We start from the raw sequence: 21974 nt of genomic DNA on the forward strand, positions 1-21974 counted from the left end.
AACGCCCCATGGACAAAAAAGACTTACTCTACACCGGCAAAGCCAAAGCCGTTTACAGCACAGATGATCCGAATTTAGTGATCATTCATTACAACGATGACGCGACTGCGGGTAATGGTGAAAAACATGATGTTATTGACAATAAAGGGATTCTGAATAACCAAATTACCACCATCATTTACCAAGCCTTAAACGAAGCGGGCATTGCCACCCACTACCGCGAAACCCTTAACGAGCGTGAACAACTCTGTGAAAAAGTCGAGATCATTCCGCTGGAAGTGATTGTGCGTAATCGAATTGCCGGCTCGATGGCCAAACGCTTAGGTATTGAAGAAGGCACACTGCCACCCAATGTGATTTATGAGCTGTGTTATAAAAATGACGCCCTCGGCGATCCGCTGATTAACGACGATCACGCAGTTACCTTGGGTGCAGCAAGTTATGAGGAACTTGATGTCGTCTATGAAATGACGGACAAAATCAACCAAACACTTGATAACCTGTTCGCTGATTGCAGCATCATCTTGGTCGATTTCAAAATTGAATTTGGCCGCAACGCGCAAGGCAATATCGTCTTAGCCGATGAAATTTCTCCTGATACCTGTCGCCTGTGGGATGCTGATACCCAAGAGAAACTCGATAAAGACCGCTTCCGCCGTGACTTGGGCGGGCTCACCAATGCCTATCAAGATGTGCTGGAACGTTTACAGGCATGGAGTGAGATGGCATGAGTCAGATTGATTACAAATCCAGCGGGGTTGATAAAGAAGCTGGCTACGATACCGTGCGTCGCATCAAAGACTTTGCTAAAGCTACCCATAACCCACGGGTTTTAGGGCAAATTGGCGCCTTTGGTGCGTTTTATGATTTATCTGGCTACCAACACCCCATTTTGGTTTCCGGGACCGACGGCGTGGGCACCAAGCTCAAAGTTGCTTTTGCGATGGAGCGCTACGACACCATCGGTATTGATGCGGTGGCGATGTGCGTTAACGATATTCTTTGCCACGGCGCTGCGCCACAATTTTTCCTCGATTACCTCGCCTGCGGCAAACTTGAGCCGAGCGTGGCCGCTGATATGGTTAAAGGAATCGCTGAAGGTTGCAGCCAAGCCGGTGCGGCGCTGATCGGTGGAGAAACTGCTGAAATGCCTGGATTTTACGACGATGGCGAGTACGATGTCGCAGGGTTCTCAGTTGGTGTAGTTGAAAAAGATGCACTGATTGATGGCAGCCGCGTACAAGCAGGCGATAGCATCATCGGCTTAGCGGCGAGCGGTTTTCACAGTAATGGCTATTCACTGCTACGCAAAATATTTACCGATTTCACGCAGGAGGTTGAGGGTAAAAGTGTAGGCGAATGGTTACTCACCCCAACACGTATCTATGTTAAGTCAGTACTTAGCGCGTTAAGTAAACACCGTATTCATGGCCTGGCTCATATTACTGGTGGTGGATTACCAGAGAACTTGCCACGCGCCTATGGCGCTGGTCTATCCGCACAGATCGATACAGCCAAGCTACCAACGCTGCCGTTAATGTCGGCAATTAGTGAACATGTCAGCCGAGAAGAATGCTTTGGTACCTTCAATATGGGTATTGGTTTTGTGTTGATTGTGCCGGCAGAAGAACGTGATGCGGTGTTAGACACCCTGCGTACTGAAGGTGAGCAGGCAATGCTTATCGGCGAAATGAAGTCCGGTGATGAGCCATTAGTGCTGATCTAACCCAAGGGCAAGTCAATAAAGTGCCGTTTGGCCTTTATTGACGGCCAATCTCAGCGAGAATACGCTGATGCTCAGCCTGTTCGGCCTCACTCACGCTCGCTATCACCCAAGAGCCTTGATCCTCAGGGATTACCCCAGGCGCCGTAGCCTGGGGGCTTGGGGCTTGCATACTCAAATCCAAACTGTTCTGCCCACCGGTTAGGCGTAAATACACCTCGGCGAGCAATTCAGCATCAAGTAACGCTCCGTGTAAATCACGACTGCGGTTATCGACATTGTAGCGTTTACACAGGGCATCAAGATTGTTGCGTTGCCCTGGATGTCGCTCACGCGCAATCTCTAACGAATCGATTAAATGAAAGCGATCAGCTAACGGGCTGCCGCCATCGAGCAGTCGTATTTCCTCATCAAAAAAGGCCTGGTCAAAGGCCATATTGTGCGCGATCAGCTCATCAGCGCCGTTCAGATACGCCCACAATTGGCCAGCGATCTCTTTAAAGCTCGGTTTATCGGCAAGAAATTCATCGGTAATCCCATGCACATTCACCGCTTCCGGATCAACACTGCGATCGGGCTTGAGATAGACATGAAAATGATTACCTGTCGGCAAGCGATTCACGAGCTCCACACAGCCAATTTCAATAATACGATGACCTTCGGCAACGTTATGGCCACCTTTATTCATACCGGTGGTTTCGGTATCGAAAATAATCTGACGCATGATACGCTCCTTAACCGTTGCCTGAATGTTTCGAAGTCATCGCATTAATAATGGATTACTCACGCCTGCTCTGTGCTTTGCCGACGGCGAATATGCAGTTCACGAAGCTGCGCGTCGCTGACATCAGCTGGTGCATCAGTGAGCAAGCAATACGCGGTTTGGGTTTTTGGAAACGCCATCACATCGCGGATAGATTTCGCACCCGCCATCAGCATAATCAAGCGATCTAAGCCAAAAGCGATCCCACCATGCGGCGGACAGCCGTATTTCAGGGCGTTCAACAAGAAGCCGAATTTTTCTTGCGCTTCTTCAGCGTCGATGCCTAAGCTCTTAAATACGCGTTGCTGGACGGCTTGGTCGTGAATACGAATCGAGCCACCGCCGACTTCTGTGCCATTAAGCACCATGTCATAGGCGCGAGAATTGACCTCACCCGGCTTGGTATCAAGCTCATCAAGGTTATCTGTGCTAGGTGCGGTAAATGGATGGTGCATTGAGTACCAGCGCTGGGTTTTCTCGTCGTATTCAAACATCGGGAAATCAACCACCCATAATGGCGCCCAATCACAGGTCAGCATCTCTAGATCATGACCAACCTTAACCCGTAACGCACCAATAGCATCGTTAACTACAGTCGCTTTATCGGCGCCAAAGAAGATTAAATCGCCATCTTGCGCGCCAACGCGCTCAACAATCGCGTTAGCCACCTCATCGCCTAAGAATTTAACAATCGGTGACTGCAGACCTGCAGCGCCTTGACTGCGATCGTTGACTTTAATATACGCCAGACCTTTCGCGCCATAACGCCCAACGTATTGGGTGTAGGTATCGATTTCTTTACGGGTTAGCTGAGCGCCGTTTGGAATATTAAGCGCCACCACGCGACCATCAGCTTGTTTTGCAGGCGCTGCAAAGACCTTGAATTCACAGTCTTTAACCAGATCGTCAATATCTTGCAGTTCCAACGGAATACGTAAATCAGGCTTATCAGAGGCAAATCGGCGTATCGCTTCGGCATAAGGCATACGCGGGAACGCATCAAAGCTTACATTCATATGCTCTTTGAACAGACCTTGAACCATCTCTTCCATCATCGCCATGAGATCTTCTTCGGCGATAAAAGATGCTTCAATATCGAGCTGGGTGAATTCCGGCTGCCGATCAGCGCGTAAATCCTCATCACGGAAACAGCGGACAATCTGGTAATAGCGGTCAAAGCCACTCATCATCAGCATTTGTTTGAACAACTGCGGTGATTGAGGCAAAGCAAAAAACTTACCCGGATGCGTACGAGAAGGCACCAAATAATCGCGTGCACCTTCAGGGGTGGCTTTAGTCAGCATCGGGGTTTCGATGTCTAAAAAGCCGTGGTTATCAAGGTAGCGACGCATGCTCGAAACCACTTTACTACGCAAAATTAAATTCTGCTGCATCTGTGGGCGGCGTAAATCAATGGTACGGTGACGCAGGCGCACTTCTTCGGAAACATCGTCTTCATCAATTTGGAATGGTGGCGTTTCTGAGCGCGATAAAATCGTGAGTTCTTTTGCGAGTACTTCAATTTTGCCGCTGGCTAAATCGGCATTAATCGTGCCTTCAGGACGTGGCCGCACGCGGCCTTCGATGGTTAAGCAGAATTCGTTGCGCACTTGTTCGGCAAGGTTAAAAGCCTCTTCGGTATCCGGGTCAACCACAACTTGGACTAAACCACTACGGTCGCGTAAATCGATAAAAATGACCCCACCATGGTCGCGGCGGCGGTGTACCCATCCTGAAATGCGTACGGTCTCACCGTCAAGTTGTTCGGTAACTTCAGCGCAATAATGCGTTCTATACATGCTTGTTTATCCTATGAATGATATAACGATATATGCCCAAAGCGAGCGCTGTCCCACCGATCACGCCGAGAATCTGAGACGTAATGACCAGCGGCAATAGTTCCACTGGGTTGCTAGGATAGAGAAAACGCGGTAGTACAGCGAGATAATCGCCCCAACCTAAGTAGAGACGCATGATCTCAGGTGCGAACCAATAACTCATGGCCACACCCACCTTGCCACCGATCAAAGCGCCTATCCCTATCATCAGCATGATGCTTAGAACACGTAACATCGTCTTTGATACAAAACAGCGTATTATAACGTCTTTATAGGGATTATTCTATCGAAGACGTGCCAATAATTGATTTGTGTTCAACGATTGATTACTGCGATTTTCATGGGTTTATTTATAGCCTAAGCTGACGGAGTTCACGAATCACTCGTGTACTGTCACCGCGCTCGTGGTAACGCAACGCTTGGTAATGTTGTGCGGCGCGCAGCCATTTGCTACGTTGCTCCCCTTCCTGCTTTTCTGCCATCCGCCGCAAAAATTCACTGAATTCCTCACCCGCGAGCACCAATTCGCCACGCCTTGCGCAACGTGCAAGCACTCGCCGTGCCGCACGCGCAACCGCATCTTCGTCAGACCGTGCCCGCCGTTGCCAAACCACCCATAATAAAGCGACAGCGCCGATGGTGAGCACCATCATAAACACAATCAGCAACCCATCAGTGAGTTGCGCGAGCCCTAGCGCATTAAATAAACTGCCCTGCTGCGCACGATTGAGATCCACCACCCAGTCCTGCCAAAAGGCTTGCGCCGCATCACTAGCGTGACGTAACCAGGCAATGGCAGAGAGCGAATCAGCAAGGCGTGTGCCGAGCGCACGCTGATCATCTCCTGCGCTAAAATTCTCAGCGCTTAAGCGGGCATTCTCGATACGCTCTGGGGCAACAGCTGCGGTGGGATCCACTCGAAACCAGCCACGCCCGTCCGCCCAAAGCTCTACCCAGGCATGAGCGGATTCTTCGCGCACCACAAAATCATTATTCAGCGGGTTCACCTCACCGCCCTGATAACCGATCACCACCCGAGAGGGAATACCCACACTACGTGCGGCCAAAGCTAGGGCATTGGCATAATGCTCACAAAACCCCATCCGCCAATCAAATAAGAAGGTTTCGACATCACCCACCCCGGGTGGTGGCTCAAGGGTGTAATAAAAAGGTTCACTGCGGATATAGCGGGTAAACGCTTCAGCGAACTTACCCGCATCGTGTCCACTTTCTCTCAATAGACGTTCAGCCAAGGCTCGAGTTTGTGCCATCTCAAGATCTTCCGGCAATTGGAGCGCCGCACGGAGATCAACATCGCTTAGCGGCTCAATGCCCCGATACGCCAACACAGACGTTAATCGATAGCGCGCTGGTCCTTTGTGTGTTTCAGGAAGCCTAATCTGATATGCGGCACCACGCGTTAAACCCTGAGGCACATCAAGCGGCCTGTCGAGCGCCGGCAGCCATTTTAACGACGATTTTACCGGCATCAGCGTATAGGTATACTCACTGGCTGACCAATAATAAGAATACGGTGGTGATTCACGCAGATCACGATCGCGCTGTAACCAACGCTCGCCATTAAACGACCATAAAACAGTCCCACGCCAATAGCGCTCTTGTGGTGGTGGTAGCTCACCATCAAACCGCACACGAAACGCGATCTCATTGCTTTGCACTAATGAGGCTAGATCCCCCATCTGCATTTCATCAGGCAAACCAGTAACCGCGCGCGATTCATGGCGAGGAATACCCCAAAGCGGATCGATGCGTGGGAAGAAGAAAAACAGCAACATAGCAAAAGGCAGCGCCAAACCTAATAATTTGACCATTTCTTGCCAGCGCGCAAACTGCACCACCTCACTTCGCCTTTGACTGACACGAATCAGCACTACTACTGCGATGATGAGCGCGACCAACAAATAGAGAAACAGCAAAAAACCCTGTGAATACATTAAAAATGCCATCATCAGGGTTAATTCAAGCAAAAACAGCACCTGAATATCGCGTTCATTACGCGATTCGAGCAGCTTTCCGGCGCCAGTTAACGCAAGCAAAGCAATAAAACTAAAGGTGAGTCCTTGATTGGGATAGTCAAGATAAATCTGCGCCAACCCAATAGGTACAATCAGCATCATTGCAGCCCATGCCCAGCGCTGTTGCCCACACCATAAGGCGAGCATTTTTGCGCTAACAGCGAGAATCAATAATCCGCTCATTACTGTGGGTAAAAACCACCACAGCGGCAGCGATGCAGCAACAAAGGCGAACATCACCTGCCACCACAGGCGTTTGCTAATGTGCTCAGCGTAAGCTGGTGCGCTGACCCAGCGAATCATTTACTGCGCCACAGTCATCGCATCAATGCGCAGGCTTGGTGCGTGAATACGCCCACGATAATCGACGTCATCGCCAATCGCAGAAATCCCTTGCAGCATGTCTTTGAGGTTCGCCGCGATCGTAATCCCTTCAACCGCATGGGTAATTTTGCCCTGTTGAATACGTAAACCACTTGCACCGCGCGAATAATCGCCGGTTAAGAGATTAACGCCCTGCCCCATGAGGCTGGTAATCAGTACGCCATCTTCAATATCGGCTAGTAAATCGTTAAAACTTTTAACATGCCTATCATCAGCTAACAAACGAACATTACGCGCGCCACCACCGTTACCAGTTGCTGGCAAATTCAAGCGTCTTGCAGCATAAAGCGAGAGTAGGTAACGTGCAATGACGCCATCTTTAATAATCGGTGCGTCACTTGCCGGCAAGCCATCGCTATCAAATGGTGCACTGGCTAGCGCGCGCGGCAGCCAAGGCTGCTCATCGATACTCAGCCACGACGGCACAATCTGCTCACCACACGCGCCTGTGAGAAAACTTAAACCCCGATATTGCTGTACACCAGATAATGCCCCAAGCAAATGACCGATCAGTGAGGCTGCCATATCATAACGCAGCACCACCGGATAACGCCCACTGGTGATTTTTTGGGGGTTTAACGCGGCAATCGCGCCCTGAGCCGCCCGCTTACCTATAGCTTCTGCGGACTCAAGATCCTCACGGTGACGTGTGCTGCTATAGGCGTAATCGGTTTGCTGCCCACCACCATCAGAAGCGACCACACTCACCGATAATCCTTGTCGTGAACTGAGCAAATGCCGCATAAAACCATTACTGGTGGCATACACACCTTGCTGTCGCGCTGCAGTAGCGCTCGCGCCATCGCTGTTGATGATTCGCCGATCGCTGCGCGCTGCAGCCTCACAAGCTTGTGCCTGAGCAAGGAGTGCTTCCATACCCACATCATTCGTGCTGGGGTCATATACATCAAGCATCTCAATATCAGCGTCACTCATCGTGCTGTATTGCTCAGGATCGGGCAGACGCAAATCATCATCTGCTTCACTGTAGTGGCTCGCCGCACACGCCGCAGAAGCGGCTTGTTCAATGGCTGAAAACGATAAATCACTGATTTGTGCACTACCGGCACACCCTGCGCGCAACACATTCAGCGATACATTGATATCGCTTTCTCGAGTCAGCGTTTCTAATTGATGATCTCGACAATCAACGCTCAGCCCACTTTGCTCGCCAATAGATACCCTTGCCTGATCCGCACCACAACGTTTGGCGCATTCTAACGCCCACTGGGCAGCATCAAACAACGTTTGTTTATCACGTAAGATCATAATGCGGTCCCACCTACGGTTAATTCATCTATTTTGACGCTCGGCTGCCCCACACCGACGGGGACACTTTGCCCCTGTTTGCCACACACACCAATCCCACTATCAAAGGCAAGGTCATCACCAACCATAGACACGGCTTGCATCGCCTGCAGTCCGCTACCAATCAAGGTTACCCCTTTAACCGGCGTCGTTAGCTTGCCATTTTCAATCAAATACGCCTGAGTGGCAGCAAAAACGAACTGTCCATTAGTGATATCCACCTGTCCACCACCAAACGTTTCGGCATAGATCCCACGCGTCACACTTTCAATCATCTCCTCACGATGATGATGACCCGCGGCAAGGTAGGTGTTAGTCATACGCGGCATTGGCAGATGGGCATAACTTTCGCGTCGACCATTACCAGTGAGTGAGGTGCCCATCAAACGCGCATTGAGGCGATCTTGCATATAGCCTTTGAGTACCCCATTTTCAATCAACACATTATGCGCACTCGGCGTTCCTTCATCATCAACGCTTAGTGAACCACGGCGTCCAGCAAGCGTACCATCATCAATTACGCTACATAGCGGTGAGCATACTTGCTCGCCAATTTTGCCGCTAAAGACTGAAGTTTTTTTGCGGTTAAAATCGCCTTCCAAGCCATGACCTACCGCTTCATGCAATAAAATACCCGGCCAACCATTGCCTAACACTACCGGCATTTGTCCAGCCGGTGCAGCAACCGCTTGATGATTTAACTGCGCTTGTGTGAGCGCCTCATCAACATACGCCAACACTTGCTCATCGCTGAAAAAGCACGCATAGCCATCGCGACCACCGCCACCACTAAAGCCGCTTTCGCGCCGACCATTACGCTCAATCACCACACTGACGTTAAAGCGCACCAATGGACGAAGATCGGTGGCAAATCGACCGTCTAGCCCCATCACCAGCATCTCTTCATAGCTGCCTGAAAGTGATACGCTGACATCAACCACACCTGAATCGCGACGTCGGGCATATTCATCGGCGCGATGCAGCAACGCCACTTTTTGCTCAGCTGTCCATTGCGCCAGTGGGTCAAGCGCAGGATAGAGTGCAGCAGCCGTTTGTGCTTGCGCATGAACCGCATGGGTCACGCTCTGTCCATGGCGCGCAATCGCTCTAGCCGCTGCTACCGCATCATCAAGTAACACAGGAGTTAAACCATCAGCGTAAGCAAACCCCGTTTGCTCACCCGATAAGGCACGCACACCCAAACCGGCTGATGCCGAATAATCGGCCGTCTTGACCTTGCCCTCATTCAATGCCCACGTTTCCTGGCGCGCGCGCTGAATAAACACATCGGCATCATCGATCCCACGAAACGACAGTTTTGCGATACCCACACTGATATCGTCTAGGCTCAGCGCTGTATCAGCAATCCATAACTCACTCATCTTTACCTTTCCTAAAATAATCTTTCACCGATGATCGTGCTTGTTCGACCAGCTCGTCTTTGTTCAGATCATCCATGATTTGTTTAATCACTTGTTTCGCCCCATGCTTACCCCAAGAAGCACCTTGCTCAAAATAGCGCTCGGCCGCTTTCCCAACGACATAACTGCCGTAAAACGCCACGCCAGCTTGCGCACCGGCAGTCAGTATGGTCGACAGACCACCCGTTAAACCTTTTAACACCGAGGATAATGCATGTACACCATAGACTGTGCCTAATAACACGCCCATTTGCACGGTAATCGCCCGAATCAATTCACCTGCTTGGTGACGGGTCAGCGGAATGTTATAGACTTTTGAGAGATGCACCACCATCGAGGCATCTGCGGCAATAGCGAGCAAATCGACCACGGGGATGGGATTCACCGCCACCCCGAGCGCTTTAATCAGTGCATACTGACGAATAAGGCGCTCGGCGATATCGCGTCGGGTGGCGATAATTTCTGCACCGACTTTTTGTGAGAGTTGATCGGCAAACACACTGGCATTAAGCGCCGCATAACTTTTACCCGAGGCCTTTAATAACTGCCACAGCGTATCGCGCAGCGCTTTAACATCCGGCTCGGGTTGAGCCCACACTTCTTGCTCATTACCTTGTGCGTCTTCTTGATATTCCAACACTTTATCTGGTTCAGCACTGGCTGCGAGCACATGTTCAGCTGGAACGATCCCATCAACACGACGCTGCAAATGTGCGAGCAAGCGCTTGGTTTCTCGCTCACCCAAGCGATCGACTTTATTAAGTACCAACAACATTGGCTGTTGCGGGCTGGCGAGGTTAAATAGTGCGTCGTATTCAATCTCTGTCATATCGCCATCGACGACAAAAATCATCACATCGGCTTGGCGAGCTACTTGTTCGGCAATTTCGCTGCGCTCTTCACCGTTGATCTCATCAATCCCTGGAGTATCGAGTAAATACACCCCACCACTGTCGTATTCCTGCCATAAGGTTTGCGCGCTGTGTTTGGTTTCGCCGTGTAATACCGACGTGGCGAACACCTGCTCACCAGCCAATGCATTAAGCAGCGCCGATTTACCCACGCTAACCCGACCAAAAACCGCCACATAAACATGCCCCTGCTCGATTTTATCGAGCAGGCGTTGTAATTGTGCATAATCTTCACTGAGTCTAGCTTTGGCTGCGTGATCTAAGCGTTTATCATCAAGCAGCGATTGCAGCGTGGTTTGCGCCTGCTCAAGATGATCCGCGCTCGGATCGTCCGCTGATGGCGGTGGTGATGAGTTTCTTCGCCCGCTGTTCCAAATCATGATGAAGCTGTTCCTCAAAATGTTGCATGATGTTTGTATCGCTAAAATCTTCGTGTGATGATTCCAAGGTGGTGAGTGTGGCACGACCCAAACTTTCAAAAACCAATCCATAGGCTACGGCATGTGAGGCGCCGCCAAGCACAGTACCTAACCCTGGAAACGCTTTACACACATTACCGGCCAAAGCCAAAATCACTGTCAGGTGAGAGCGTACCTTACTGCTCGCTGTTTCAACTAAGGCGTGCAAATCAACGTCTTTGACCGACACATCATAAAGCTTGGTCAATGATTTCATCATATCGACGCCTAAATAGCCTTGGATAATCACATCAGTGCCCGGGCCAACCGCAGCCACACCACCAAGCATCGCTTTGCGCGCATACGCTTTGACCATTGCTTCACCACGTTCACGCCGATACTTGCCTACCCGTTGCTTGAGCGACTCATCAGCCAGTGACAACAAGGCATGACGTTGTTGCTCACCTAATTCTGCCCGTTGCTCACCGAGGTTTGATAAAGCGCTGAGTAATTCATCGATCTCGCCACCGACCAAGCGCGTTTCCTGACGGGCATCGCCATCAGATCCACGAATGGTTACTTCGCGGCGATACGCACTATCGCTGGTCACCAACATTGTCCCCTCAGGAAGTCGTGAGACAATCCGCTCACGTAACTGCACAAGCTCATCATCTTCGTATTGCCCGCTTTTATTGAGCACCACGATCAGCGGTTTAGCAAAGCCTATGAGTTGTTTGATAGCGCTGAGATCAGAAGCAGTCAGGTCTTGGTCGAGGATATAAAGCACCACATGCACGCGGCGCGTCGCCTCAAGAACTTCGGCTTCCATACTCGGCAGCGCTTCAGCTTGTTGCGTACCCGGCATATCATAGAGCGTTAAATCCAGCCCACTATCAGCGGTGTAGCTATAGCGTTCCACCCGGGTTGTCGAGCCGCCAATAATCGAGATATCAATATGCGCCTGCGGCAAAATGGTTTGAATGAGCGAACTTTTACCGGTACTGATCTTGCCAAAAAGTGCGATTTGTAGTTCCCTAGGTTCGCTCTTATCGCTAACCGCGGCTAAATCTTGATCGACTGTATGCACGTCAATCCCTTTACTACGCGCGTCTTCTAAGCGCGCTTGTACGTCTTCAACGCGTAGTGGTTCAGGTGATGCTTTTTTAGTCGGTTTGCGGCGCCCAACCGTCCATATTCGATAAATCAACAAAATGCCCAAGGTGGCAATGACAATCACCCCCAGCACATAGACCAATAAAAACCCACTCGGGGTATTTTGTAAGCGATCCCACACCCGAAACGCCACATCGGTAAACTGAAAAATCAGCAGCAATACCGCGAGTACAATCAACACGGTTAACAGGATAAAAACCTTACGCAACAGGCTAACGCTATCAATCGATGTGTTCTTTTTATCAGCACTCATTACTTGATCCTAACCGTTCAACTACGATCTCGGGCAAGGCAGCGACTTGTCGCGCCTGATAATCAAAACTCACCATGACAGTTTGCGCCTTGGCAGCGACTTTCTCACCTTTTGACACACGGTAGTGCAAACAAAATCGCTTATTGCGAAAATCATCTGCCCAGACGGCAATTTCGATCGCGTCATCTAGAAAAAGTTCGGCTAGATAATCGACTTCAATACGTCGCATAATCAACGCCACGCCACCGCAATCGAGCTCGCTATAGCCAAAAGATCGCAAAAACGCATGACGCGCATGGTGAAGCAGCGCAATCAAACGGTCGTGACCAACATGGCCACCAAAATTGATATCCCCAACGCGTACCGTTAGCGTGGTAGAAAAGTGACTCATTTTTGCACCACATCGTTACGAAGATAGCGTAATTGTACGCCTTGCCACGCACTTTGCCACTTAGCATCTAACAATAAATCAAACCCGTCAATCGCTTGCGGCAATACGTCTTCATAGGTGGTGAGTGATTCAGGAAATTGTTCAGCGTATAGGCAACCAGCGCCAGCAGCATAGTCAGCTTGTGCAAACCACGATTGAGGCAAATCCTCGATCGTTGCCAAACAGTCTTCACCCAGTGTGGCAATATGTCCCTGCTGACAATCATACAAACCGGCATAAACCTGCCCCATCCGCGCATCGAGAAGTGCCAGAATTCGCCCATCACCATGAGTTCGTGCCGCAGTGGCAGCCAGCAGGGCTAAACTTGATACTGCAGATAACGCCATATCTTGCGCACAACCAATCCCCATAGCAACCGCAGCGCCAACACGCAAACCGGTAAATGCCCCCGGTCCCGCGCTGACCACAATCCCTGCAATATCGTCCATGCTAAGTTGTGCGTCATCGAGTAAATCACGCGTCATCGGTAACAGCAGCTGGGTATGCTTGCGTGCATCTTGTTCAAATTTTTGCTGACGGCTGCCATCTTGATGAAGTAGCGCTACCGAGCACGCGGGCGTCGCGGTATCGATAGCGAGTAAGGGTGGATTAGGGATACAGGTCATATCAAGATTCGTGATGGTTGAAAAAGCGCTCTACAATAGCAAATTGCTTGGTGCGTGTCATGCGCGGCAAGCTATCGAGAAAGATTTTGCCATACCCTTTGCTGGTCAAACGCGGATCAGCGATCACCATCACCCCATAATCGTGCTGGTCACGAATCAAGCGGCCTACCCCTTGCTTGAGCGAGATCACCGCCTGCGGCAACACATCGTGCATAAACGGCGACAAGCCTTTATCTTTAAGCATTTGCTGACGCGCTTTACTGATCGGATCATTCGGTGCCGCAAACGGCAATTTATCAATCACCACCACAACCAACGCATCGCCTCGCACATCAACGCCTTCCCAAAAGCTCGATGTACCGAGTAATACCGCACGTTTGTGTTGGCGGAAGTCTTCCAGTAATTGCCCTTTTGGCGCCTTACCTTGAACCAATAAATGAAAATCGTGGCTAAAGAGATAACGTTCGGCAGCATACAGTGCGCGGTAACTGGTGAACAGTAAAAATGCACGGCCACCACTACGCTCAATCACCGGCAATACAGCATCTAACACAGCTTCGGTGTAATTCGGGTTATTGGGGTCGGGCAAATCACTGGGATGATAGAGCAGCGACTGCTTACGATAATCAAAGGGACTATCGAGTAATAGCGTTTGCACATCATTCGGCAGGCCCATTTCGCGAATAAAATGACTAAAATCGCCACCGACGGCAAGTGTTGCCGATAAAAATATCCAGCTCGCCTCGCTCTGGCGAACCCAGCCAGCAAACCGACCAGCGGCATTAACCGGTGCCGCGCAGAGCATAAAGCCTTTATCGCTGGTATCAAGCCAACGCGCTTCCGGTGCCGCTTGTTGCGGCGCATCAGCATCACCTTCCGGCTCGCTTTGCACAGTTGGTTTCTTATGAATAAAATTGTGCAACGTAAGCAGCATGCTATCCACACGCTCGGCAACATTATTAAGCAACTTACCCCGCTCACGATGTTTAGCCAAAGCCCGTTCCACCTCACTAAGCGCAACCATGAGTGTATCAAGCGCCTGCCAGAATGGGGTCAAGGACTGCAAATCCTGCATGTCAAAACGTGCTTCACCATGAGTACTCACGCTCAGTAACGCGTCTCTGCCCGCTTTACGCAACGCTTTGATCGCGTTACGTGCATCAAGGGCATCAGGGGCTTCATCAATCAGCGCTGCCTCAGCGTCTTGACACAGTAACACCAATTGTCGATACGACAGGCGTTTGGCAAGAAATTGCACCGCAGTTGCCGGCAAATGGTGTGCTTCATCGATAATAAAGGCGTCGATATCGGGTAAGATTTCGGCAAAACCCTCGCTCTTTAACGCAAAATCCGCGAGCAACAAGTGGTGATTGACCACCACCACATCAGCTTCTTTGGCTTTTTGACGCGCTTTTTGTAAAAAACATTCTTCAAAAAATGCACATTCTCTACCCAAGCAATTATCTGCTGTGCTGGAGATCGCATCACGAATCAGCGCGTCTTCAGGAATCTCGCTTAGTCCGGCTAAATCACCATCCGTAGTTCGCGCTAAAAACTGGTTGATATGATTACGGTAAAACTTTTCTTCCGCGTTCGCTGGTGGAGATTGCTCAAGCTGCTCGTGGTGATGATGACAAAAATAATTACGCCGCCCTTTTAGCAGCGCTGTTTTACACGCCTTACGCAATACTTGACGCACCAGCGGTAAATCACGGGTATAGATTTGTTCTTGAAGATTTTTTGTGGCTGTTGAAACGAGAACCTTTTGCGCACTCAACAAAGCTGGCAACAAGTAGGCAAAGGTTTTACCGATACCCGTGCCGGCTTCAGCGAGTAATAAGGTTTGTTCATCAAGGGCTTGATCGATGGCTTCAGCGAGCGTTTTTTGCGATTCACGCAGCTGATACCCTTCTACAGCCTGGGCCAACGCTCCGTTATGTGCAAATAACGAAGCGGAGTGTTTACTCAAAGTGGTTGAGCAATTTACAGTGACGCAGCTTTTTCTGCTGCTGTAATCGCCCCTTGGTTATCGCCTAATGATTTGCGTGCATTGGCAATCAATGCCCACGTTTTCTTCATTGTGCTATTACCACCACCGACTTGCACCGCGCGGCTAGCAAAGGATTCAGCCTCGCGATAGCGTTTTTGGTGATAGCGGATGTTGGCGATGTCATACAGGATCTTCGCGTTCTGCGGTTCAATACGCTGCGCATTTTCTAAATACGCTGCCGCGCCATCGTAATCGCCTTTACCTAAGGAAGCAGACGCCTTTTTCAACAGCGTTGATACAGCATCTTCCTCAGCTGGTGGTTGTTGCGGCTCTGAAGGTTGGGTCACGCTGGCAACTTGTTCATTACTTCCCTGAGGCTTATTCTCTGCTGGCGTCTGATTGCTTGACGGCTCTTGAGGCTTATTCTCTGCGGTCTCAGGTTTTGGCTCACTTGGCTTGGGTCCAGTTGATTCATTAGCCATTTGTGGGCGAACAGCCTGTGGTCGATTTTCTTGAGGTTTTTCCGCTTCAGCTTGCGCTGTTTGTGTATTTTGTTCTAATCCATTTTTGCCAGGCGTCACAGACCAGCCATCATCATTATTCGCCGTTTGGTTGTTTTGTACTGGCTGGTACGGTGAAATATTCTGTTGTGGGACTAATGGCGTATTTTGCGCATTTACCGGCTGAGTAAACGATTGTGCGCTAGCAGTATTGGCTTGTTGGGTCGTATTAGCGACTTGTCCACGATAACCGCCAGTCGGTTCGGCAGGCGTATTTTGTGGTTGTAGCATTTGCTGTTGCCCAACCGATGTATTTAAACTAACGATTGGTGCGACTGAGTCGCCATACATCATTGAGCTACAACCGCTCAATACCAAGGCTGCCGCAATCGCGCTAAGACTAAATTTATTCATTAACCCACTCCACATTGAATACACTTGTTCGTTATTTTACCGGTATTCTCTCTAATTACCAAACCAACCTGAAGTATTTCCCGACGGATTGGTATTTGTATTCCCTGGTGTTTGGAACATTGGATTCGTCTGCATCTGATAATAAGGCGACGCACCACCGCTTTCAGGCTCAGTGATCTCGGGGTTTAACCTCACACAGCTGGTGTAATCCTGCGGCTGTGATCCGGCAATAAACGGTAAAGTTATCAAACGATCACCGGTACATCCACGCCCTGCCCGCAACCCGGTTTGTGGATCGATATCATACTCGACAATCCCGCCAGGTTTCGCCACATTCAAGGGTTTTAACGGCATGTTTTTCATCACGTCCATCCACACCCGCAGCGCGCCGCTGCTGCCGCTAAGTTTAGTAGGTTTGTTTTGATCGTTACCTACCCAAACCACGCTCAATACATTCCCGCTATAACCGGCAAACCAGCTATCGCGATAGTTATCCGTGGTACCAGTTTTCCCGGCAATATTCAACGAAGGATCGATTTTACTACTCATCGAACGTGCGGTACCGCGACGCGGAATTTCTTGCATCGCTTTGGTGATCAAGTAATGCGGGCCCGGCTCAATCGCTTTGGTGTTTGATAAAGGAAAGCGCTGAATGACTTCCCCGTCTTGGCTGGTAATTTCACGAATCGCGCGCAGCGGTGTGTAATAGCCACCATTGGCCAAGGTTTCATACATTTGCGCGATTTCCATCGGTGTAAAATGAACTGTGCCAAGCGACACAGACGGATAGGTTGGGATGTCATCACGCCCACCCAAGCGTTTCATGGTGCTGACCACATCGCTAATCCCTAAATTAAGCGCAATACGGGCGGTCGGGATATTATACGATTTGACCAAGCCATCGATCAGCATCACTTGGCCATGGTTTCTTTTGCTGTAGTTTTTCGGCGACCATACCGTACCATTCCCCATATCGTAGTTCAGCGGACTATCATCGATCATGCTCGCTAACGAGTAGAGCTGTGGCCATTCCAAGGCGCTCAAATAAACCATCGGTTTGACCAATGAACCCGCTTGACGTTTCGCCGACAAGGCGCGGTTAAAGCCCAAATCGCCTGGCGTTCGTGAACCCACCAAAGCATTAATCTCACCATTGGTGCTATTGACCACCACTGCCGCACTCTGTAAGAATTCGCTCTTAAGCCCTTCACGTTGCTCTAATACCGGCAAGCCGCTGCTGATCGCTTCCTGGGTGTCTTCCTGCATCAGCGGATCAAGAGTAGTGAAAATATTTAATCCCTCACGGGTTAAATCTTCCTGGCTGTAATATTGCGCCAACTGCTTGCTCACCATATTAACAAACGCTGGATAGAGCACACGATCGGTGGTTTGTTTCGCATCAACCACATCCAGCGGTAGAGATTTGGCGAGTTCTAAGTCTTTGTCGCTAATGAGCTCTCGCTCGAACATCACATCGAGCACAAGATTACGCCGCTCCAGGGCATATTCTGAATGGCGGTGCGGGTTTGCATCACCTGGCTCACGCACTAATGCAAGCAACATCGCGACTTCATGTAAATTTAGCTCTTTGAGCTTTTTATCAAAAAAGAATTCACTCGCCAAACCAAAGCCATGAATGGCGCGCTGCCCATCCTGACCTAAATAAATTTCATTCAAATACCCTTCAAGGATATCTTGTTTACTGGCATGGGTTTCGAGCGCTATCGCCATCAGCATTTCTTTGATTTTCCGCGACAACGTCGGTTCATTGGTCAAATAATGGTTTTTAACAAATTGCTGGGTCAGCGTACTCGCGCCTTGAAAGCCGGTTTGTTTAATAAAAGTGACATAAATCGAGCGCATGATCCCTTTCGGATCAATCCCCGGATGCTGCCAGAAATAGCGGTCTTCTAGCGCAATCAACCCATCGATGAGTACCGGTGGCGCATCATCAAGATCGACTAAAATACGGTCTTCACGGTGCTTCGGATAAATATTAGCAATCCGCAGCGGATTAAGCTTTTCCAGCACTTCCGGTTCTAAAGTGGTTAAATTGGTGATCTTGGTAACTTTGCCATTAGCAAAGGATACTTCAATCTTACGCGGCGGCTTCGCACCATCCCAAAAAACAAATGGGATCGCGTAATAAGTGACCGTATTCTCGCCCACACTATAGGTATTTTGCACAACCGGATTATCCGTTTTGTGATAACCCAGTATCTCAAGCTCACGCACCAGGCGTTCAGCGCTAATCTCAGCGCCTTGATAAAGCTCCATCGGCCGAGCATACACTTTCGCCGGCATCGACCACAGCGCACCACCGAGATCTTCATCAGAAAGACCGTATTTTTGATCAAGATGGATCCCATAACCCACAGCGACCACAAGGCCTAAGATAAATAAGGCAACTAAAAAATAAAATGTATTACGGATGAGCTTTAACAAGAGTCTGTCCTTTCTATACAGCAACCGGCGCTGAAATCACCGGATGATGTTGGTAATTAATGAGTTCGATGTCTTCGTAGCGGTATTGATCGATCGCCGGCGCCTTATTGAGGCGTAACTGTGGCAATGGCTTAGGATCGCGCGCCAGCTGGGTATGTGCTTGCTCAAAATGGTTGTGATAAAGGTGCACATCACCCCCACTCCAAATAAACTCACCGACGCCTAAACCGGTTTGTTGCGCCATCATCATCGTGAGTAGCGCATAACTGGCAATATTAAACGGTACGCCCAAGAAAATATCAGCCGAGCGCTGATAAAGCTGACAAGACAGGCGTGAATCAGCCACATAAAATTGAAACAACGCATGGCACGGCATCAACGCCATATTCTCCAGCTCGCCAACGTTCCACGCGCTGACAATCATTCGTCTGGAATCGGGGTTAGTTTTAATCTGCTCTAGCACCAATTTAATTTGATCGTGGCCGTCCCAATCACGCCACTGTTTGCCATAGATCGGCCCTAAATTACCTTGCTCATCGGCCCATTCATCCCAAATCCGCACACCATGCTCTTTGAGATAGGCAATATTGGTCTCGCCACGCAAAAACCACAATAATTCATAAACAATCGATTTCAGATGAACTTTTTTTGTCGTGACCAACGGAAAACCCGCGTTTAAATCAAAACGCAGCTGACGTGCAAAAAGTGAACGCGTACCAGTACCAGTGCGATCATCCTTATCCACACCGTGATCGATAATTTCCTGGACTAAATCAAGATAATTTTTCATGAGTGACGGGCCGCCATAATAAATACAAACCAAATAATATCATCGGCAAAGACAAAATTTGCCCCATGGTTAACCAATCCCAGGCCAAATACGACAAGTGTGCATCTGGTTCACGAACAAATTCAATCAATGCACGGAACAGGCCATAGCCGAACAGAAAGCCCCCTGATACTCGACCTAATGCCCGTGGTTTGGCTGAGTACAACCAAAGCACGACAAATAATACCAATCCTTCTAAAGCTGCTTCATAGAGCTGCGAGGGATGGCGCGGGTACGGCCCACCGGTCGGAAACACCATCGCCCATGGCACATCGCTGATTTTGCCCCACAATTCGCCATTAATAAAGTTACCAATCCGGCCAAAAAATAAACCGGCCGGAATCAGTGGCGCTAAGAAATCAGTGACTTGGAAAAAGTGCATTTTTTGTTTGCGCGCAAACAACCAGCACGCAAAAATCACTCCAAGTAAACCGCCATGAAACGACATCCCGCCCTGCCAGATTTTTAACGGATAAAGCCAGTCTTGCTGCCAGTATTCTAAACCATAAAACAACACATAGCCGAGTCGACCGCCAAGAATAACGCCAAAGGCTAAATAATTGGTGACCAATTTATCAGCGGTTTCTTCGGTCCATAATGGCTGTTGTTTGGCGCGATATTTAGCGAGCACAATCGCGAGCACAAACGCAATCACATACATCATTCCGTACCAGGTTGGCTTGATCGGGCCGAGTTCAAAAATATAGGGGTTAATATCAGGATGATAAAGCATAGTGAATCAAGGAATGTAAAGGGGCGGTCAACCCGCCCCGAATGTATTTAAGCGATGGTGACTTGATCGTTGAGATAAACATCTTGTACGGCATTTAATAGCTCAATACCTTCATCAAGCGGCTTCTTAAAGCACTTACGCCCGAGAATCAACCCCATACCACCAGCACGTTTGTTAATCACCGCGGTGCGAACTGCTTCGGCCAAATCATCTTTGCCAGTAGCCGCGCCACCTGAGTTAATCAAACCAAAGCGACCCATATAACAGTTCACTAACTGATAACGGGTTAAATCAATTGGGTTGTCGGTGGTGAGTTCACTGTAAACGCGATCATCGGTCTGACCAAAGCCAATATCACGGAAACCGCCATTATTGGTCGCTTGCTTCTGTTTAACGATATCGGCACCAATGGTCACCGCTAAATGGTTCGCTTGGCCGGTTAAATCGGCAGAAGTATGATAATCCACGCCATCGTGTTTGAATGCTGAATTGCGTGTATACGCCCAAAGAACGGTGACCATACCGAGTTCATGCGCACGGGCAAACGCTTCACTGACTTCCATAATCTGACGACGCGATTCCTGCGCACCGAAATAAATGGTCGCGCCAACCGCAATCGCGCCCATATCAAAAGCTTGTTCAACGCTTGCGAACATGTTTTGATCGTGGATCGCTGGCAAACTCAATAATTCATTGTGGTTAAGCTTGACTAAAAATGGGATCTTGTGTGCGTATTTGCGCGACACACTGGCCAACACACCCGCAGTTGAGGCAACTGCGTTACAACCGCCTTCAATAGCGAGTTCAACGATGTTCTTTGGATCAAAATAGCGTGGGTTAGCAGCAAAAGAGGCGCTCGCAGAGTGTTCAACGCCCTGATCGACAGGGAGAATCGATAAATAGCCTGTACCGCCTAAACGTCCATGATCGAGCATTTGCTGGAATGAACGCTGCACCGCCGGAGAACGATCAGTCTCGCTAAAAACCCGGTCAATATAATCCCCGCCTGGCAGGTAAAGATCATTTTTATCGATGGTTTTACAGGTATGGTTTAGTAGCGTTTCAGCTTCATTGCCTAAATAGTCTTCAATACGCTTACTCATCATAAACTCCTTGAGGTTAGAAATCGTGGAAGGTGCGTCGGCGAGATTGCGTATTGACCATAAAATGCAACAGCCAGAATAGCAGCATACCGCCTACAACCAACGCCCCACCAAACATTAATTGTTTGCTGTCCTGGGTGCTTTTTAAGCGCTCATTGCGCTGATTGAGTTGAATATTCTCTTGTTCCAAACGCACCAATTTACTTTGTAATTCGTTATTTAATTCATCAATTTGCACCACATTTTCTGAGGCCCGCTGCAGGCGCAATAAATCTTCTTTGGCTTTTTGTGCTTCACCTTGCGCCTGGGTTAATGCCTGACGTAATTGCTCAATTTTTTCTGTGCTACCACTTTGGCTTGATTGCAGCGTACTCAATTCATTTTGTGCTTCATTCAGCGCACTTTGTGCTTGTTGCGCACGTGCCCGAAAACTCGGCGCATCCATAATATAGCGTGCGCGCACCCAACCACGAATATCGTCAGTTTGAATCTCAGCAAATTCGCCATCAGGGCTTAGCTGCAAAACCTCAACCGCCTCACCAGCCATTACCGTTCCTTTAAAGCCAGCATTGGCAGACGCTTCTTCATGAACCGCGGTGCGTAAATCATCACTAATCCAAGATTGCTCAGCCTCTTGGGCCAGTGCACTACAGCCAACGAATAACGCCAGCAGACTTAAGCTTTTTATCGTCATTT

The 21974-nt window shown here is 49.4% G+C and carries 19 protein-coding genes; 2 read left to right on the forward strand and 17 right to left on the reverse strand.

Annotated elements, in window-relative coordinates:
* Positions 1–8: 8 nt before the first annotated feature.
* Both purC and purM read left to right on the forward strand, forming a co-directional pair.
* A complete protein-coding gene (gene purC / locus L0B52_RS02250; RefSeq protein ID WP_235064916.1) occupies positions 9–731 on the forward strand; it encodes a phosphoribosylaminoimidazolesuccinocarboxamide synthase in 723 nt (240 codons plus the stop codon).
* Positions 728–1726, forward strand: a complete 999-nt coding sequence (purM, locus tag L0B52_RS02255) for a phosphoribosylformylglycinamidine cyclo-ligase (protein WP_235064917.1) — start codon at positions 728–730, stop codon at positions 1724–1726. The genes purC and purM overlap by 4 nt, the downstream gene beginning before the upstream one ends.
* A gap of 34 nt (positions 1727–1760) precedes the next feature.
* On the opposite strand, the gene dnaQ is transcribed toward purM, so the two are convergent.
* The 17 genes from dnaQ to L0B52_RS02340 form a co-directional block, all read right to left on the reverse strand.
* Complete coding sequence (dnaQ, locus tag L0B52_RS02260; RefSeq protein WP_235064918.1) at positions 1761–2447, reverse strand: DNA polymerase III subunit epsilon; 687 nt, start codon at positions 2445–2447, stop codon at positions 1761–1763.
* 59 nt (positions 2448–2506) lie between these two features.
* The gene (gene aspS / locus L0B52_RS02265) at positions 2507–4285 is read right to left on the reverse strand and encodes an aspartate--tRNA ligase (RefSeq protein WP_235064919.1); all 1779 of its coding nucleotides are present in this window, start codon (positions 4283–4285) and stop codon (positions 2507–2509) included.
* Entirely contained in the window at positions 4278–4487 is a 210-nt protein-coding gene (locus L0B52_RS02270) for a hypothetical protein (RefSeq protein WP_235064920.1), read from the reverse strand. Before L0B52_RS02270 ends, aspS begins: the two co-directional genes overlap by 8 nt.
* A gap of 187 nt (positions 4488–4674) precedes the next feature.
* Positions 4675–6663: a DUF3488 and transglutaminase-like domain-containing protein gene (locus L0B52_RS02275; protein ID WP_235064921.1), complete on the reverse strand. Its 1989-nt coding sequence runs from the start codon at positions 6661–6663 to the stop codon at positions 4675–4677.
* Positions 6664–8013 carry a TldD/PmbA family protein gene (locus tag L0B52_RS02280; RefSeq protein WP_235064922.1) on the reverse strand — a complete coding sequence of 450 codons (1350 nt, stop codon included), beginning with the start codon at positions 8011–8013 and terminating at the stop codon, positions 6664–6666.
* Positions 8010–9434: a metalloprotease TldD gene (tldD, locus tag L0B52_RS02285; protein WP_235064923.1), complete on the reverse strand. Its 1425-nt coding sequence runs from the start codon at positions 9432–9434 to the stop codon at positions 8010–8012. Before tldD ends, L0B52_RS02280 begins: the two co-directional genes overlap by 4 nt.
* A complete protein-coding gene (locus L0B52_RS02290; RefSeq protein WP_235064924.1) occupies positions 9427–10764 on the reverse strand; it encodes a GTP-binding protein in 1338 nt (445 codons plus the stop codon). The genes tldD and L0B52_RS02290 overlap by 8 nt, the downstream gene beginning before the upstream one ends.
* On the reverse strand, positions 10691–12208 hold the full coding sequence (locus tag L0B52_RS02295; protein ID WP_235064925.1) for a GTPase: 1518 nt from the start codon (positions 12206–12208) through the stop codon (positions 10691–10693). The genes L0B52_RS02290 and L0B52_RS02295 overlap by 74 nt, the downstream gene beginning before the upstream one ends.
* Positions 12198–12599 carry a thioesterase family protein gene (locus L0B52_RS02300; protein WP_235064926.1) on the reverse strand — a complete coding sequence of 134 codons (402 nt, stop codon included), beginning with the start codon at positions 12597–12599 and terminating at the stop codon, positions 12198–12200. The genes L0B52_RS02295 and L0B52_RS02300 overlap by 11 nt, the downstream gene beginning before the upstream one ends.
* A complete protein-coding gene (tsaB, locus tag L0B52_RS02305; RefSeq protein ID WP_235064927.1) occupies positions 12596–13264 on the reverse strand; it encodes a tRNA (adenosine(37)-N6)-threonylcarbamoyltransferase complex dimerization subunit type 1 TsaB in 669 nt (222 codons plus the stop codon). The genes L0B52_RS02300 and tsaB overlap by 4 nt, the downstream gene beginning before the upstream one ends.
* 1 nt (position 13265) lies before the next feature.
* Complete coding sequence (locus L0B52_RS02310) at positions 13266–15191, reverse strand: ATP-dependent DNA helicase (RefSeq protein WP_235064928.1); 1926 nt, start codon at positions 15189–15191, stop codon at positions 13266–13268.
* A gap of 56 nt (positions 15192–15247) precedes the next feature.
* Entirely contained in the window at positions 15248–16168 is a 921-nt protein-coding gene (locus L0B52_RS02315; RefSeq protein WP_235064929.1) for a tetratricopeptide repeat protein, read from the reverse strand.
* 51 nt (positions 16169–16219) lie between these two features.
* Positions 16220–18613 carry a penicillin-binding protein 1B gene (gene mrcB / locus L0B52_RS02320; protein WP_235064930.1) on the reverse strand — a complete coding sequence of 798 codons (2394 nt, stop codon included), beginning with the start codon at positions 18611–18613 and terminating at the stop codon, positions 16220–16222.
* Positions 18614–18626: 13 nt separating this feature from the next.
* Positions 18627–19403 (reverse strand): thymidylate synthase, encoded by a 777-nt coding sequence (locus L0B52_RS02325; RefSeq protein WP_235064931.1) that lies wholly within the window; start codon positions 19401–19403, stop codon positions 18627–18629.
* Positions 19387–20175 (reverse strand): prolipoprotein diacylglyceryl transferase, encoded by a 789-nt coding sequence (lgt, locus tag L0B52_RS02330; RefSeq protein ID WP_235064932.1) that lies wholly within the window; start codon positions 20173–20175, stop codon positions 19387–19389. Before lgt ends, L0B52_RS02325 begins: the two co-directional genes overlap by 17 nt.
* A 47-nt stretch (positions 20176–20222) precedes the next feature.
* On the reverse strand, positions 20223–21278 hold the full coding sequence (locus L0B52_RS02335) for a class I fructose-bisphosphate aldolase (protein WP_409202309.1): 1056 nt from the start codon (positions 21276–21278) through the stop codon (positions 20223–20225).
* A gap of 16 nt (positions 21279–21294) precedes the next feature.
* A complete protein-coding gene (locus L0B52_RS02340; RefSeq protein ID WP_235064934.1) occupies positions 21295–21972 on the reverse strand; it encodes a TIGR04211 family SH3 domain-containing protein in 678 nt (225 codons plus the stop codon).
* Positions 21973–21974: the final 2 nt, after the last annotated feature.

This window comes from Suttonella sp. R2A3 (assembly GCF_021513215.1).
In the GTDB taxonomy this organism is placed as follows: domain Bacteria; phylum Pseudomonadota; class Gammaproteobacteria; order Cardiobacteriales; family Cardiobacteriaceae; genus JAHUUI01.

Excerpts from the sequence above, each read along its gene's own strand:
- L0B52_RS02290 (WP_235064924.1), bottom strand. The coding sequence starts at position 10,764 with ATGATTTGGAACAGCGGGCGAAGAAACTCATCACCACCGCCATCAGCG.
- purC (WP_235064916.1), top strand. The coding sequence starts at position 9 with ATGGACAAAAAAGACTTACTCTACACCGGCAAAGCCAAAGCCGTTTAC.
- purM (WP_235064917.1), top strand. The coding sequence starts at position 728 with ATGAGTCAGATTGATTACAAATCCAGCGGGGTTGATAAAGAAGCTGGC.
- L0B52_RS02270 (WP_235064920.1), bottom strand. The coding sequence starts at position 4,487 with ATGAGTTATTGGTTCGCACCTGAGATCATGCGTCTCTACTTAGGTTGG.
- L0B52_RS02325 (WP_235064931.1), bottom strand. The coding sequence starts at position 19,403 with ATGAAAAATTATCTTGATTTAGTCCAGGAAATTATCGATCACGGTGTG.
- lgt (WP_235064932.1), bottom strand. The coding sequence starts at position 20,175 with ATGCTTTATCATCCTGATATTAACCCCTATATTTTTGAACTCGGCCCG.
- L0B52_RS02295 (WP_235064925.1), bottom strand. The coding sequence starts at position 12,208 with ATGAGTGCTGATAAAAAGAACACATCGATTGATAGCGTTAGCCTGTTG.
- L0B52_RS02300 (WP_235064926.1), bottom strand. The coding sequence starts at position 12,599 with ATGAGTCACTTTTCTACCACGCTAACGGTACGCGTTGGGGATATCAAT.
- L0B52_RS02340 (WP_235064934.1), bottom strand. The coding sequence starts at position 21,972 with ATGACGATAAAAAGCTTAAGTCTGCTGGCGTTATTCGTTGGCTGTAGT.
- aspS (WP_235064919.1), bottom strand. The coding sequence starts at position 4,285 with ATGTATAGAACGCATTATTGCGCTGAAGTTACCGAACAACTTGACGGT.
- L0B52_RS02275 (WP_235064921.1), bottom strand. The coding sequence starts at position 6,663 with ATGATTCGCTGGGTCAGCGCACCAGCTTACGCTGAGCACATTAGCAAA.
- tsaB (WP_235064927.1), bottom strand. The coding sequence starts at position 13,264 with ATGACCTGTATCCCTAATCCACCCTTACTCGCTATCGATACCGCGACG.
- tldD (WP_235064923.1), bottom strand. The coding sequence starts at position 9,434 with ATGAGTGAGTTATGGATTGCTGATACAGCGCTGAGCCTAGACGATATC.
- L0B52_RS02280 (WP_235064922.1), bottom strand. The coding sequence starts at position 8,013 with ATGATCTTACGTGATAAACAAACGTTGTTTGATGCTGCCCAGTGGGCG.
- dnaQ (WP_235064918.1), bottom strand. The coding sequence starts at position 2,447 with ATGCGTCAGATTATTTTCGATACCGAAACCACCGGTATGAATAAAGGT.
- L0B52_RS02315 (WP_235064929.1), bottom strand. The coding sequence starts at position 16,168 with ATGAATAAATTTAGTCTTAGCGCGATTGCGGCAGCCTTGGTATTGAGC.
- L0B52_RS02335 (WP_409202309.1), bottom strand. The coding sequence starts at position 21,278 with ATGAGTAAGCGTATTGAAGACTATTTAGGCAATGAAGCTGAAACGCTA.